This window comes from Psychromonas sp. SP041 (genome assembly GCF_000470315.2).
In the GTDB taxonomy this organism is placed as follows: Bacteria; Pseudomonadota; Gammaproteobacteria; order Enterobacterales; family Psychromonadaceae; genus Psychromonas.
The window spans coordinates 17,007-33,213 of record NZ_CBRF02000046.1; the positions used below are offsets into that span (position 1 = coordinate 17,007).

Below are 16,207 nucleotides of genomic sequence, written 5' to 3' on the forward strand. Positions count from 1 at the left end.
TTTTTACTGTTACCTTACTTACTAGCTTATTACTAGCTTATTACTATCTTACTTTCATTTTGTTGGCCGTGTTATTGACTGTTTGCTTACTGTTTATTTAGTGTTTATTTAGTGTTTTTTACTTTATTCGTTTCGGTCTTTATTCAGTTATCTCTATTTGCACAGTTATAGGCTGTAATGCGTACAAATAGAGATACTTTATGAGTCACGAACTTTATTTATCTTACGATTTGTTTTTACTCCGATTGTTTTTTATTTACCGGTGCTGATTGATTTTTCAGCAACGGATTTTTGTTCTCATTCTATCGCTTTTAGCTTATCAATTTCAGCTTGCTTATCAGCTTCTATTTTAGCTTGTTTGGCTTTTTCAGCTACTGCTAATCTTTCCACTTCTGCTTTCTTCTCGGCTTCTATTCTAGCTTCTTTTTCAAGCTCAATAGCTTCAAGCCTATCAATCTCAGCTTGTTTATCTGCTTTTATTTTAGCCTGCTTAGCTTTTTCAGCCGCCGCTAATCTTTCTGCCTCTGCTTTCTTCTCGGCTTCTATTCTAGCTTGTGCTTCAAGCTCAATAGCAGCCAGCCTATCTATTTCAGCTTGTTTATCAGCTTCTATTTTAGCCTGCTTTTCCTCTTCTATAGCAGCCAGCCTATCAATCTCTGCTTGTTTTTCTGCTTCTAATTGAGCCTGTTTAGCTTCTTCAATAGCGGCAAGTCTATCGATCTCTGCTTGTTTTTCTGCTTCGATTTTAAGCGCTTTTTGTTGCTCTTGATCATGCCACGTTAGGGTTTTTAGATACTCTCTAATATTATCAACATAATGCTTCGCTTCACGCCCACGAGCATAACCATAACGTGTTTTTGTATACCATTTACGCTGGTGCAATAAAGGTAAGTTTTCTTTTACATCAGCCCACGAATCTGGATTTTGCTTTTTCATGGTTGTAATTCGTCGAACATCAAGCAAGTGGCCTAAACCAATATTATAAGAGGCTAGAGCAAACCAGATCCTTTCATCTTCTGGGATACTTTCTGGCAATCTTTTAATGAGTTGTGAAAGGTATTTTGCCCCTCCTTGAATACTCTGCTCTGGATCTAAGCGATTTTTAACGTTAACAAATTTCGCGGTATCACGCGTTAACATCATCATTCCTCGAACACCAGTAGGGGAGCGAGCTTTAGGGTCCCAATGAGATTCTTGGTAACTGACAGATGCAAGTAATAACCACGGTACTTCTGGCGTGGCATATTTTTTAAATAGGTTTTCGTATTTAGGTAACCTATTGTCGATTCTTTTTAAGAAAGTACGTGTATCGACATAATCAAAGTCGCCAATGTGTCCAAAATACTTTTCTTCAATTTTTGCTATGGTGCCTGATTTGTATTGGTTACCCATGAATTCAATCATTGCAGAATAGAGTGAATCATCTTGTTCTTTACGTATCAACCAAGCCACAGGTTGCTTTTCATAGATAGTGAATGCTTCTGCTAGTGACGGGTAATAGCGTTGTTTTTGAGCCAACGTTGTACTATCAACAATGGCATATTCAATCTCTTTTTCAGCTATTTTTTGCAATAAAGATTCTTGATCTTCATTGTCTAATACATTGATAACAAGGTCTGGGTACTCATCTATTGATTCATTAATATTTTCTTCGTGGCTACTGCTTTTTAAAACATTGATAGGTGCATCAATATCTGACATGTCACGAGGTCTATAAGTCCCTTTATGGTAAACCAGTTTTTGAGAGAGGTAATAATAAGGGGGAGAACTACGGTACTTTTCAGCGCGTTTAGGCGTTAATGTTAACCCCGCGCCTGCGAAGTCAATGTCATTGTTTTCTAATGCTGTAAATAATTCATCTAGGTTATCAAATTCTTTAATTACTAATTCTAATTTCAAGTAAGTAGCAAACTTCTTGCCTAATTCATAATCTAGGCCGCTGTAATTATCTCCATCATAACTATAAGTTAATGAACTATTCATCGTCCCCATAATTAATGTTTGGCGTGTTTGCATTTCTTCTAAGTGAGTTGTATGTATAAATGGATTACATGCACTTAGTAAATAAACTAATGCACTAGTAAGAAATAATTTTAATTTGACCGCGATACAGGAAAGAAAAACAGGTTTATTCATAAGCAAATTGTGCCAATCCAATGAGTAGAGTTGGTAGATTATCTAATAAACGATTTAAATATCCATTTATTTACCAATTAAGGGGGTTATTTATCATAGACTATAGAGTGTTTCTATTTAATAAAAAATGCTTTTCTTTTATAATATTGAGCTAAACCCAAGTTCATTTATTTATCCAACGAGAGTAATAACCTATGGAAATTTTGCGAGGGGCACCTGCCTTATCGACATTTCGAGTTAATCAGTTGTTGAAAAACTGTGAAGCGTTAGATTTACCTGTGACAAGTATATATGCAGAATTTATGCATGCTGCAGATTTATCTGATTCTTTAAATGACCAAGAGTTAGCTGTATTACAAAAGCTATTAACTTATGGACCGAAGATAGCAGAGCATGACCCAGTAGGTATACTCCTCTTTGTCACGCCACGCCCTGGCACTATTTCGCCTTGGTCATCAAAAGCAACGGACATTGCTAAAAACTGTGGTTTAACCAAAGTAAAACGCTTAGAACGCGGCATTGCTTATTATGTTGAAACTTCAACAGAATTAAACGCAGACCAAATTAAAACATTAACTGGTTTATTGCATGACCGAATGATGGAAGTGGTATTAACATCGTTAGATGATGCTGCAACATTATTTGTGCAAGGTAAGCCTGGTGAAATGACCAGCGTCGATGTCTTAGGACAAGGGCGCAGTGCATTAGAAGTTGCCAATGTGAGTTTAGGTTTAGCATTAGCGACTGATGAAATAGATTACTTAGTTGAAAACTTTATCAAGTTAGGTCGTAACCCTAACGATATTGAGTTAATGATGTTTGCACAGGCAAACTCAGAGCATTGTCGTCATAAAATATTCAATGCTGATTGGACAATCGATGGCCAAAAACAGCCTAAATCATTGTTCAAAATGATTCGTAACACACATGAATTACATCCTGAACATGTTTTATCTGCCTACAGCGATAATGCGGCTGTTATGGAAGGTTATAAAGCAGGGCGTTTCTTCCCAAGTGTTGATGATCGTGAATTTGGTTACCACCATGAAGATATTGATATCTTGATGAAAGTAGAAACACATAACCATCCAACCGCTATTTCACCTTTCCCAGGCGCAGCAACAGGTTCTGGTGGTGAGATTCGTGATGAAGGCGCAACAGGTATTGGTTCTAAACCAAAAGCGGGTTTAGTGGGTTTCTCTGTGTCTAACTTACGAATTCCAAGTTTTGAACAGCCGTGGGAAACAGATTTTGGTAAACCAAGCCGTATCGTTTCTGCGTTAGATATTATGCTTGAGGCGCCTTTAGGTGGTGCTGCATTCAATAATGAATTTGGTCGTCCAAATATTCTTGGTTACTTCCGTACTTATGAAGAGCAAGTAGAAAGTCATAACGGGTCTGAAATCCGTGGTTATCATAAACCAATTATGTTGGCTGGTGGTTTAGGTAATATTCGCCGTGAACATGTTCAGAAAAAAGAGATCCCAGTCGGTGCTAAGTTAATCGTGCTAGGTGGGCCTGCAATGAACATCGGTCTAGGGGGTGGTGCTGCATCATCAATGGACTCAGGTGCTTCATCAGAAGATTTAGATTTTGCTTCAGTACAGCGTGAAAACCCGGAAATGGAACGTCGTTGTCAGGAAGTGATCGACCGTTGTTGGCAGATGGGTGAAGATAACCCAATCCAATTTATTCACGATGTGGGTGCGGGTGGCTTATCAAACGCAATGCCTGAACTTGTGAATGATGGCGGACGTGGTGGTATCTTCGATTTACGTGCTATTCCAAATGATGAAAAAAGCATGGCACCGCACGAGATTTGGTGTAACGAATCTCAAGAACGTTACGTCATGGCGGTTAAACCTGAAAACCTAGCGACTTTCGAAGCTATTTGTAAGCGTGAACGTGCATTGTATGCAGTGATCGGTGAAGCAACGGAAGAAATGCATTTAACACTTAATGATACTGAGTTTGATAACAAACCAATCGATATGCCATTAGAAGTGTTATTAGGCAAAGCCCCTAAAATGCATCGCGATGTAAAAACACAAACAGCAACAGGTAAAGCATTAGACTTATCTGGTGCAACTGTTAAAGAAGCCGCTGAACGTTTATTACGTCTTCCTTCTATCGCTGAAAAAACATTCCTTATTACTATTGGTGACCGTACTGTTACTGGTTTAGTCGCTCGTGACCAAATGGTCGGCCCTTGGCAAGTGCCTGTTGCCGATTGTGCAGTAACTGCAGCAAGTTATGATACGTACTTCGGTGAGTCAATGGCACTAGGTGAACGTACGCCTGTTGCATTACTTAACTTTGGTGCTTCTGCTCGTTTGGCTGTGGCTGAATCAATTACTAATATCGCTTGTTCTGATATTGGTGATTTCAAACGTATTAAACTATCTGCTAACTGGATGTCTGCAACAGGTCATCCGGGTGAAGATGCTGGTTTGTATGAAGCAGTTAAAGCTGTTGGTGAAGAGTTATGTCCTGAATTAGAGCTAACTATCCCAGTGGGTAAAGATTCAATGTCAATGAAGACGCGTTGGCAGGAAGAAGACGGTAGCGAGAAAGAAGTTATCTCTCCATTGTCTTTGATTATTACTGCGTTTGGTGCGGTTCGTGATATTCGTAATACGGTAACACCACAATTACGCACTGACCAAGGCGAAACTGATTTAATCTTAATTGACCTTGGTAATGGTAAGAATCGTTTAGGCGGTTCATCACTTGCGCAAGTTTATAAGCAGTTAGGTCAAACTACACCTGATTTAGATAATCCTGAATTATTAAAAGGGTTCTTTAATGCCGTACAAACGCTAGTTGCAGATAAGAAATTATTAGCTTATCACGATAGAAGTGACGGTGGTTTATTCTCAACAATCACTGAAATGGCTTTTGCTGGGCACTGTGGTGTAACTGTTAAACTTGACCAAGTAGGTAGCGATGATTTTGCTGCTTTATACTCGGAAGAGTTAGGGGCTGTTATTCAAGTTAAACGTGAAGATAAAGAAGCGGTATTAAACACCCTTGCTGGACACGGCTTATCATCAAGCTCATTAGTGATTGGTTCATTAAATCAGTCTGACCAAATCGAATTTATGCGTGATGGAAAAGAAGTGTTAGCTGCTAAGCGTGCTGAGTTCCGTGGTATTTGGGCTGAAACAACACTTAAAATGCAATCGCTACGTGATAACTCTGAATGTGCACAACAAGAGTTTGATCTTAAATTAGATGATAAAGATCCTGGTCTATCAACTAAATTAACGTTTGATATTAATGAGGATGTTGCTGCTCCTTATATTGCTAAAGGTGTTCAACCTCGCATGGCTATTCTGCGCGAACAAGGCGTTAACTCTCAACAAGAGATGGCAGCTGCCTTTAATCGTGCTGGTTTCTCTGCGATTGACGTTCACATGAGTGATGTTTTATCGGGTGATGTTCAATTAGAAGACTTTGCAGGTCTAGTAGCTTGTGGTGGTTTCTCTTACGGTGACGTATTAGGTGCTGGTGAAGGTTGGGCTAAATCAATCTTGTTTAATGAACAAGCTCGTAACCAATTCCAAACGTTCTTTGAGCGTGAAAATTCATTTGCTTTAGGTGTTTGTAATGGTTGTCAAATGCTATCAAACCTGAATGAGTTAATTCCAGGTTCAGACTTATGGCCGCGTTTTGTACGCAATAATTCTGAACGTTTTGAAGCACGTTTTAGTTTGGTTGAAGTACAAAAGTCTAACTCATTATTCTTAAATGATATGGCGGGTTCACACATGCCAATTGCTGTTTCTCATGGTGAGGGTCGTGTAGAAGTGAAGGATAGCTCACATCTTGCAGCTATTGAAGCAAGTGGATCTATTGCATTACGCTTTATTGATAACTATGGTGACCATACTCAAGCTTACCCTGCTAATCCAAATGGTTCGCCAAATGGTATTACAGGTCTTACTTCGAAAGATGGCCGTGTCACAATCATGATGCCTCATCCGGAGCGAGTCTTCAGAACGGTTGCTAACTCTTGGCACCCTGATGAATGGAAAGAAGATAGTCCATGGATGCGAATGTTTAGAAACGTTCGTAAACAGCTAGGTTAGATAATAGCAATAAAAAAAGGGAGCTTAAGCTCCCTTTTTTTATCTTTTTAGGTTACATTAAGTATTTGATTTTAATATAATAAATTTATTTCAATTTAAGGTGAATGGTATTGTTAAGTATAGTTAAAAAGGTGTTATATATAGGCGACAATATTAAATTAGTTGAAGCCTTATTACCCATTAATTCTACTACTGCTAATGATGTTAGTGTTGTTCATTACGTTTGTGTGAATGAACTTGAAAAAATTATTAGTGAAGATAACTATCATTACTTTATTTGTGATCGCCCAGTTTTAAATGCGGTTAAAAAACGTATCACAGAAAAATTTCCAGATATGCACTGTCTTTATTTAACTGACCAAGAGCCTCGTCTTGATGGCGTTAGTATTCCATCTCCTGCTATGACAGCGGGTATCTCAGATGAAGTTAAATCTGCTTTAGACTGTATTAGCATTCCTCTTTATTATAAAGATTTGCAAGGTTTCATTATTTATTGCAATACCTATTTCTCTCAAATATTTGGTTTATTGCCAGATGATTTAATAGGGCAACCTTTAGATAAAGTATTACCAGATGGGATTGTTGATAAAGTTAAAAAATCAACATTAAGAATGGTCAACGATGATCATCAAGTTCGTTTACTTGAATTTGAAATGCGTGACGTTACGGGCATTAAGCGTGAGTTTTTAATTCGCGAAGAAGCTACTGATGATAGCGATCATCAAATCGGCATGTTATTTGATTCCTCAGAAATGAATGCCGCGAAGGCAACGATAGAAAAAGAGCGTGTTATGTTACGCGCAACGGCAAACCTTTCTTCAGACCTTATTTTCTTTAAAGATTTAGAAAGTCGTTTTATTGGCTGTAATAAACAGTTTGAAGAGTTTGTTGGTGGCCCTGAAGCCGATATTATTGGCAAAAAAGATGACCAATTATTTGAATTAAATCAAGCCAAGATGTGTCAGGCGCAAGACTCTCAAGTAATTGAAAACAATGAAGTATACGTAAATAACGAATACCTTACGTATAACAATGGTGAAAAGCATTATATCTTTATGCAAAAAGTGCCGCTGAAAGATAAAGACGGTAAAGTCCAAGGCTTGATTGCTATCGGGCGAGATATCACTGAAAAAAGCATTATCAAAAAACAGCTTAAATTAGCTAATGCAGTATTTGAAAATAGTCGAGACGCTATCTTAGTGACTGATAATGCAGGGGTTGTTATTACCGCTAACGATGCTTGTTTCGATATTGCTGGTTATGCTAAATCGGAACTCCTAAATCATAATATTGCTTCATTTGCTTACGGTGGCGATTACCGTCGTTTATTTGTTAATATTGAGCTTGCGTTAAAGAGTAAAGGTAAATGGCAAGGCGATGTTAATTTCTATACCAAAAAAGGTGACCTTGGTTATTTTTGGCTAGAGGTTTATCAAATTAAAGACAGTGAAACAGAAATAGATAATCGTGTTTATTCGTTTACTGATTTAACTCAAAATAAATACAATGAAGAAAAAATTCAGTATTTATCTAAGCATGATTCTTTAACGGGATTAAATAATCGAATCGCTTTATTTAATCATTTAGAAACGGCTATTGCGCGTTCTAATCATAAGCAAATACCAATGGGGATTTTGTTTATAGAGATTAAAGGTATTAAAGCGATTAATGAACGCCATGGTCATAACCAAGGTGATTTAGTCTTTAGAGGGGTTGCAAAACGTCTTAAACAATCTGCTTCAGACAAAGATTTCATTGCTCGTATTGGTGATGACCAGTTCGTATTAGTGATTGATGAGTTCGACAACGAACAAGTTATTGCTTTAATTGCACGACAAATAGCACAACAGTTTTCTGAAACAATGACTATCGAAGGCGTTGCTGTTGATTTATCACTTTCTATCGGGATTAGCATTTGTCCTGATGATGGTATGGATGCCGATATGATTTTATCTAATGCTGAAACGGCAATGTTACGCAGTAAGCGAGATAAAAGTAGTGCTTATCACTTTTATACTAACGAATTAACGGTTCATTCTACTCATCAATTGGCCCGAGAAAACGAATTAAAGTTAGCGCTTATTGAAGACCAATTTGAGGTTTATTATCAGCCTCAATATGACCTTAATAAACGCCAGATTGTCGCTATTGAATGTATATTAAGGTGGCATCATCCTGAGCAAGGTCTGTTATTACCTGAACGATTCCTAATGCTTGCAGAACAATCTGGTGTGTTAATTGAGTTAGGTATTAAAATGTTTACTCAAGCTGCTAAGCAAGCCGTAAAATGGCATGCTTCAGGCATTAATTTTGGACGGATTGCACTGCCTTTATCTAAGTTAGAGTTATCGCAATTATCATTAATTGGTTCTATCCAAAAAGTTTTATTAGATACCGGCGCTAAAGCTAATTGGTTTGAGTTTGAAATTGAAGAAAGCTTATTCCGTAATGATCTCTATAGAGTTCAAGAGAATTTATTTAACCTAAGCCGATTAGGCATTGCGCTTACTGTTGAAGGGTTTGGTGCTGAGCGTTCTGTTTTATACTCCATTGATAAACTCAATATTGATAAATTCAAAATATCAAAACACTTTATCCAAGGTGTACCTGGATTTTTAGCTGGAGAAGCCATGCTTAAATCAGTCTTCGTGTTGGCAAAATCTCTGGGGATTGATGTGGTAGGCGAAGCAATTGAAAATGACCCTTGCCTAGTTAACAATGATAAAACATTAACTGCTGATAAATGGAATAGCCAAAAAGATGTGATGACAGCGACGGAAGCTACTTTTTATCTTAGGTGTAACAAACGAAAATAATCACTTCTTACTTATATTATCCCTTTTATATTTTTTACTGGTATTTAGCAGATACTCGATACCAGTAAAAATAAAGACCATTATATTCTTTTATACTCACTTTTAGTCTGTCCAACTTGCTTTAATTCTTATACAAAAATACTGATTATATCAATCACACTAATTAACTGATCTATTTTCCTTGTTAAAATAATTTATTTATTCGTTGTAAACTTCGTCAAGAGAACAACCATTAAAGTATTAGCCTTTTTTAGTTAATTATCGACAGGCAGTTAACGAAGTTAATCTTCTAAAGGCTTCAATTTACGCCTTAAACTAAGTCATTTTTTCTGCGCAAAATTTAGATCTTTTATTTAATGTAATTGGTATTGATATTTAAATGGATAGCTTTTCTTTCCCGATTACTTTATTAATAGCATCTTTGTTAATAGCATTTTTATTTAGCAGTCTTTCACTGCTCGTTTTATTTTTTATTAGGAAGTTCATGGAACACGTTAGTTTTAATATGAATTGGTTAGAAAGCGAAATATATATCGCGGCTTCAGCGACATTGTATTTTGGCTTATTAACGTTAATGACAGTAAGGGTCGTGTTAAAACGAAAACCAATCGGCGTCTCACTGGCCTGGCTATTTCTTATGTTTGCAGTGCCTTTAGCTGGGATGATTGGCTATTTTATTTTTGGTGAATTAAATTTAGGGGCCAAACGTAGCAAGCAGCGTAAATTACATTCAAATACATTCTTAACGTGGATCCAAGAGCAAGCCGTGGCTTGTAAACAAAGCAAAGAGCTGATCAGTGAAAATGCACATGCAATGCAGTCCTTTGTTGAGTCTTATACGAATATGCCTATGGTTAAAGGTAATCAGCATACTTTGTTAACCACTACCGATGATATTTTGTTAGAGCTTACAAAAGAAATTAAAAACGCTAAAAAACATTGCTATTTAATGTTTTATATTTGTAACCAAGGCGGGTTAGTTGACCAACTATTAACGGAATTAAAATTAGCTGCAAGTAGGGGCGTTGATTGCAGGTTATTGCTTGATTCAGTAGGTAGTCACGATTTTTTCAAGTCTAAATTGCCGGTTCAATTACGAAAATCCGGCGTGAAAGTTGTTGAAGCATTACCTGTAGGTGCATTTCGCTTATTATTTCAAAGACAAGATCTTAGGTTACATCGTAAATTAGTATGTATTGATGACCATTTTGCTTACACAGGGAGCATGAACTTAGTTGATCCGGCTTATTTTAACGTAGATAAAGGGGTAGGTGAGTGGGTTGATTTAATGGTGCGTTGTGAAGGTCCTATCGTACAACATATGCAAGGCTTATTTTTGTGGGATTGGAGTTTAGAGACTGAAGAAGACTTGTGTTTGCCACAAGCCAATAAGACGCTATTTTGTATTGCAGGTGATGAAAACTCACAACTTATTCCTTCTGGACCTGAGTTTGGCAAAGTCGGAATTCATCAAGTCCTGTTAACTGCTATTTATGAAGCTAAATATAGCTTAGTGCTTACCACACCTTACTTCGTGCCAGATGAAAGTTTATTGACGGCGTTACAAGTGGCCGCGATGAGAGGCGTGGACGTTAAGATTATTTTACCTGCCAAAAATGATTCGGTAATGGTTAAGTATGCTTCTCGCGCATTTTTTGAAGATCTATTAAAAGCGAATGTAGAAATTCATCAGTTTTATGGCGGCTTGTTACACAGTAAAAGTATCGTGATTGACGAGAAAATTGCGTTGATAGGCACTGTTAATTTAGATTTACGTAGTTTTTGGCTGAACTTCGAAATGACGATGTTAATCGACAATCCAAGGTTTGCAGGGGAGTTATTAACCGCACAAATGCATTACACTTTAGCTTCCAATCAATTAACTTTGGAGAAGTGGCAGAAACGTCCTTTTTTCAAGCGTTTATTAGAAGGTTTTTTATATCTGTTTAGTCCGTTGTTATAGTTTAATTTGTGCGTGTGGGAAACGATAAAACCATTGAATTCCACACACTTTAATCTAAATATGTAGCTGCTTAACGTTAACTTTAACCTTAACTTAAAACTATCTTGGCCTAACATTATCTTGACCTCAAACTACCTAAATTAAAACTACCTAAACTAAAAACAGCTATGTTCTCAATTAACATACGATTTCTGTCGAGAGTAGGGGCGTTGAGTTACCCTACTCAAGTAGTGGTTTTGTACTCGGTTGATTCTACTCTGCTTTATCTACTCTACTTCAAACTACATAAACTAAATTAATGAGTGTCTTGTCATTACGGCCGGTTGTTCTATGCCTATTAATTTCAATATGGTTGGAGCCATATCACCTAGTACGCCATCTTCGATATTTTTAAGATCTTTATCGACTAAAATTACTGGTACTGGATTGGTGGTATGTGCTGTATTTGGACTACCATCTGGATTCATCATGGTTTCACAGTTACCGTGATCGGCGATGATCAATGTTGTGTAGTCATTAGCAAGCGCAGCAGTAACAACATCTCTGACACATTCGTCTACCGCTTCACAGGCTTTAATGGCCGCGTCCATCATGCCGGTATGCCCTACCATATCGCCGTTAGCAAAGTTAAGGCAAACAAAGTCTGCTTCACCTTTGTTCAGTTCTGGTATTAACGCATCACGCAGTTCATAAGCACTCATTTCAGGTTGTAAATCGTAAGTCGCTACTTTAGGCGAATTTTTTAAGATGCGAGATTCTCCTTCAAACGGATCTTCTCTACCACCTGAAAAGAAAAACGTCACATGTGGATATTTTTCCGTTTCAGCAATACGAATTTGCTTTTTACCATGTTTAGCTAACACTTCACCTAGTGTTTCACTGATGTTGTCTTTGTTGTAAATGACTTTTACATTATTAAAGTCATCACTGTAATTAGTGATTGTCACGTAGTATAAATCAAGCTTAGTTGTATTCTGATCTGGGAAGTTTTGTTGGCTTAACATTTGCGTTAATTCACGACCTCGGTCAGTACGAAAGTTAAAGAAGATAACAACGTCATCTTTTTTAATTGTCGCGCGTGGCTGTGCCTGATCATCAGTTAAAATAATTGGCTTAACAAATTCATCTGTTACGCCATCTGCATAACTTTTGTCAATTGCGCTGATGGCATCTGTCGCTTTTACACCAACGCCATTCACTAGTGCATCGTAAGCTAGCTGAACGCGCTCCCAACGATTATCTCTATCCATTGCATAATAACGACCAGTAAGAGAGGCAATTTGGGTATTAGTATTTTCAATGTAGGTTGCTAAATCTGCAATCGAGGCTTTGCCTGATTTTGGGTCAACATCGCGCCCATCGGTAAAAGCATGTACATATGATTGCTGAACACCAGCTTCTTGTGCAGCATCAATAAAGGCTTTTAAGTGACTAGAATGTGAGTGAACTCCACCATCACTTAATAAGCCTAAAAAATGCACTGCTTTATTATTATCTTTGGCATATTGAAGGGCATCAACCAGCACTGGTTCTTCCGATAATGTTTTCTCTGTAACCGCCATATTAATTTTTGCTAGGTCTTGGTAAACAATGCGCCCAGCACCTAGATTCATATGACCTACTTCACTGTTACCCATTTGCCCCGTCGGTAAGCCTACATGTTCACCATCAGTGCGCAGTGACGCATTAGGGTAGTTTTTGTATAAAGAATCTAGAAACGGAATATTGGCGTTGTCTGGTGCTGATACTTTAGGATCTGGTGAAGTGCCCCAACCGTCTAAAATCATAAGAATTGTTTTTTTGTTCATATATTCACCCAATTTAGTTTTTCAGTTCTAATGTTCTGTTTATCTATTTCTCTTACATTACAAACAATAAGTTTAATAGCGTTACAATATTTAAATGATAATAATTATTATTAAGGTATGTGTTAATTTAAGCTTAATTGATAGGTTTGTCTATGAAATGCCTTGGTTTTCTCATGGATATTTCCAATCAAATTGATAGGGGGGAAGAGGGGGATAAATATAAGCTTATTTGAGTGAGGTTACTTTATTCTATTATTAGGAGCACAGGCTTCAGCCTACTTTTTTGGTTGTTTAATATTGGCTGATGTTGGCTATAAACACTTAGAAATAATAGTTGAACTGTTCTGGGAACACTGCGACTTAGTTTTAAAAACTTATAGCAGTGTTTATCTTAAGTATTTATCCGCTTTACGGTGTTAGAATCTAGTGTTGAACAAAACGACTTAAGTTTTGAGCAAGCGTCATGTTGAATATTAAATAAAACGAGATACCGGAAATGAAAAAAAGAAAAAGTCCTTGTATCGATCAGTGTGATTTTTCGGGTAACAAAGGTTGGTGCTTGGGATGTGCCAGAACGAGAAAAGAGTGTGAAAAGTGGAAGTCAATGACGCCATATAACATCAATATTCTTCAGAAAGATCTTAGCAAAAGAATGATACAAATAAAGGCTGAAAAGAACTGTTAATAATAAATCAATAAAATGGGTAGATCATTATAGTAATGAGAGGACTTTAATTTATTGCGATCAATGATGATCAGCAATCAGCAATCAACATCAAAATAGTTACTTTGATACGTTTTACATTGATTTCCATGCTCCAAAAAGTGCTCTGCATGTTATTACTCAAAAAGCTGCCTATCTTCTGTTCGGTATAAAGTACTTAAGGGTACCTAATATAAAGCACTTTATAAAATAGATAGGCAGCAATAACTTCAAATGCGAAAGAATTTAGCAGCAATCTGAACTGCTACAGCAATCACCACATGCACAACTTTCTGCACATTTACAGCTGTCTGTATTACAACAACAGCTCGATTTTGTGGTGTCTTCACAACATTTACATACTTCACTCATATTTATTCTCCAGTTAGATTAGGGGCTTTGTCTGTACTACAGCACTGCCAATGGTTTTCAAAACAATCTAGTAAATGACAATTAGTCTCTGCAATCTGGTTTGAACCACAAGTGTTTGAAAACACTTCTAATGCTTTTACCGTTGCTTGTAATTCAGAAATTTGTGTTTTAATTTCTTCAATTTTGGTTAACGATTTATGCTTAACGACTGATCGTGATTCACTACAACAATGATCGAAAATGAGAAGTTCTTTAATTTCATCTAAGGAAAAACCAACTCCTTGAAGTTTTTTCACCAAGCGAACCGTACGAATGTCTTCATTAGAATAATGACGAAATCCATTGGTTTTTAATGGTTGTTCAATAATGGCTTTACGTTGATAAAAACGGATTGTTTCTACGCCAACATTTGCTGCTTTAGCCAGCACGCCAATGGTAATTGGTTTGTTCTCATTCATCGATAGCTCCTATCCTACACTCTGTACCTAGGTACAGAGTCAAGCAGGTTTTTTAAATAAAAGCAAAAATAATTGACATTGAACGCTGATATTTTGTGATCGCATGTAAGTTAATTTGTTTTTAGAGCGCGTGCTTTATTTAGTTTATTCGTATCCTATCTTGATATCTATACGTTATTTGCGTACCCTTAATTTATGAAATGTATATTTGTAGAATCAAAAATATTTGAGAAATATCGAGCTGACCACCTTAGTGATGAAGAGTTTAGACTTTTTCAAGCTGAATTAATGTCAAGCCCAAAGCTGGGGGACGTAATTCAAGGTACTGGTGGTTTGCGAAAGATTCGAGTTGCAAGTTAGGGGAAAGGGAAGCGTGGTGGTTCACGTATTATTTATTACTTTCTTGATGAAAAACGACGTTTCTATTTACTCACTATTTATGGGAAAAGTGAAGTGTTAGATTTAACCGCAGATCAAAAGAAACAATTAAAAGATTTTATGGAGGTATGGCGTAGTGAGCAATCGTGATTTATTTACAGAATTAAGTTCGGCGCTTATTGAAGCAAAAGACCATTCAGAGGGAAAGCTAACCCTTAAAACACATCAGGTTAATAATGTAAGTGAACTTGATATTTCACCTGATGAAATTGTAAATATTAGAGAAAAATTTAATATGTCACGTGGTGTTTTTGCTAGTTTACTGCATACATCCTCTCGTACTTTAGAGAATTGGGAGCAAGGGCGTAGCGCCCCAAATGGGCAAGCTGTGACACTTTTGAAATTAGTACAACGTCATCCAGAAACGCTCACGCACATCGCTGAGCTATAACAAATAAGGACGTCCGTTACGTAATCGATATCTTATTTATATATTAGCTTTGTTTTTAAGTTGGATTCGTCTGCGCTTATCCTGTCAGCTTGATACTTATTATCGGTTATTTCACCCTGTCGACGACACGTCTTTTTTTTGCTAGAAAAGAAACTATTCTAGTTCCTATGCTCTGCGTGGGAATTCATGCTTATAACTCTGATAAGTGGACTTTGAATGCTTTTGCTTTGAGTTCCTCTGCGCTCACCCTGTCAGCTTGATATTTATCATCATTGATTTCGCCCTGTCGACGACACGTCTTTCTTTTATCGGAAATAAACCAGAGCTTAGAAAAGCCAAAGAAACTGACACCGGATTGTTTTCTGATCCAAAGAATAAATCGCTTTTATAACGCATCGGCTCTTGCGGCACATCCATGTGCCAAACGAGCCTAATCCAAACATCCTGTTTGGCTTTGCTAAAAGCAATTAATTATTTGGGAAAACTTAACGGCGGGACTGTCCATCCACATTGAGCAATGTTTTATGCTTATATTCTAGTTCCCATGCTCTGCGTGGGAATTCAGGCTTATAACTCTGATAAGGGGTCTTGAATGGTTTTGCTTTGAATTGGGCTCGTCTGCGCTCATCCTGTCAGCTTGATATTTATTATCGGTGATTTCGCCCTGTCGGCGACACGTCTTTCTTTTGAAAGTAAGATATCGGAAAAATAACGTTTAATCCTATTTAAAATTACTCATGTTTAAGCTTTAACCCTTCGTGTCCTCTGTGTAGCGAAGCGCTTCGTGGTTAATGCTCTTTTTAGGTTTGTCGCTTATTTACCGTATTCCACATTGAAGCTATCAATAATCAATAACGTTTAATCCTATTTAAAATTACAAACACAAAAAAGCCTGCATAAAGCACAATGCCGTTCGGTTAAGAGATTTTAGGCTTATATCTTAACGGATATCTAGATGGAATATAGAGCACTGAACGTGAAAACGTTCGGTGTTTTCTTTTTTTGGGTAAAATAAAATGTTTAACATCTTC

General features: G+C 37.1%; 8 protein-coding genes. 5 read left to right on the forward strand and 3 right to left on the reverse strand.

Features of this window, described 5'->3' with window-relative positions; translation table 11 throughout:
* Positions 1-297 precede the first annotated feature (297 nt).
* The gene (gene mltF / locus SP041_RS18585) at positions 298-2,136 is read right to left on the reverse strand and encodes a membrane-bound lytic murein transglycosylase MltF (protein ID WP_051368548.1); all 1,839 of its coding nucleotides are present in this window, start codon (positions 2,134-2,136) and stop codon (positions 298-300) included.
* A gap of 194 nt (positions 2,137-2,330) precedes the next feature.
* Between mltF and purL the strand changes: the two genes are divergently transcribed.
* The 3 genes from purL (at position 2,331) to cls (ending at position 11,006) form a co-directional block, all read left to right on the forward strand.
* Entirely contained in the window at positions 2,331-6,227 is a 3,897-nt protein-coding gene (gene purL, locus SP041_RS18590; RefSeq protein ID WP_025564703.1) for a phosphoribosylformylglycinamidine synthase, read from the forward strand.
* 110 nt (positions 6,228-6,337) lie between these two features.
* Entirely contained in the window at positions 6,338-9,043 is a 2,706-nt protein-coding gene (locus SP041_RS18595) for an EAL domain-containing protein (protein WP_170968574.1), read from the forward strand.
* 484 nt (positions 9,044-9,527) lie between these two features.
* A complete protein-coding gene (gene cls, locus SP041_RS18600; RefSeq protein ID WP_051368545.1) occupies positions 9,528-11,006 on the forward strand; it encodes a cardiolipin synthase in 1,479 nt (492 codons plus the stop codon).
* Between the two features lie 290 nt (positions 11,007-11,296).
* Here the strand turns inward: cls and gpmI are convergent, their stop codons facing one another.
* Positions 11,297-12,814, reverse strand: a complete 1,518-nt coding sequence (gene gpmI, locus SP041_RS18605) for a 2,3-bisphosphoglycerate-independent phosphoglycerate mutase (RefSeq protein WP_025564700.1) — start codon at positions 12,812-12,814, stop codon at positions 11,297-11,299.
* 496 nt (positions 12,815-13,310) lie between these two features.
* Between gpmI and SP041_RS18610 the strand changes: the two genes are divergently transcribed.
* Positions 13,311-13,499 carry a DUF1289 domain-containing protein gene (locus tag SP041_RS18610; RefSeq protein ID WP_025564699.1) on the forward strand — a complete coding sequence of 63 codons (189 nt, stop codon included), beginning with the start codon at positions 13,311-13,313 and terminating at the stop codon, positions 13,497-13,499.
* Between the two features lie 392 nt (positions 13,500-13,891).
* Here SP041_RS18610 and SP041_RS18615 read toward each other — a convergent pair whose 3' ends face one another.
* The gene (locus SP041_RS18615) at positions 13,892-14,347 is read right to left on the reverse strand and encodes a MerR family transcriptional regulator (protein ID WP_025564698.1); all 456 of its coding nucleotides are present in this window, start codon (positions 14,345-14,347) and stop codon (positions 13,892-13,894) included.
* 514 nt (positions 14,348-14,861) lie between these two features.
* Between SP041_RS18615 and SP041_RS18625 the strand changes: the two genes are divergently transcribed.
* Entirely contained in the window at positions 14,862-15,176 is a 315-nt protein-coding gene (locus SP041_RS18625) for a type II toxin-antitoxin system MqsA family antitoxin (protein WP_025564697.1), read from the forward strand.
* The last annotated feature ends 1,031 nt before the right edge of the window (positions 15,177-16,207 follow it).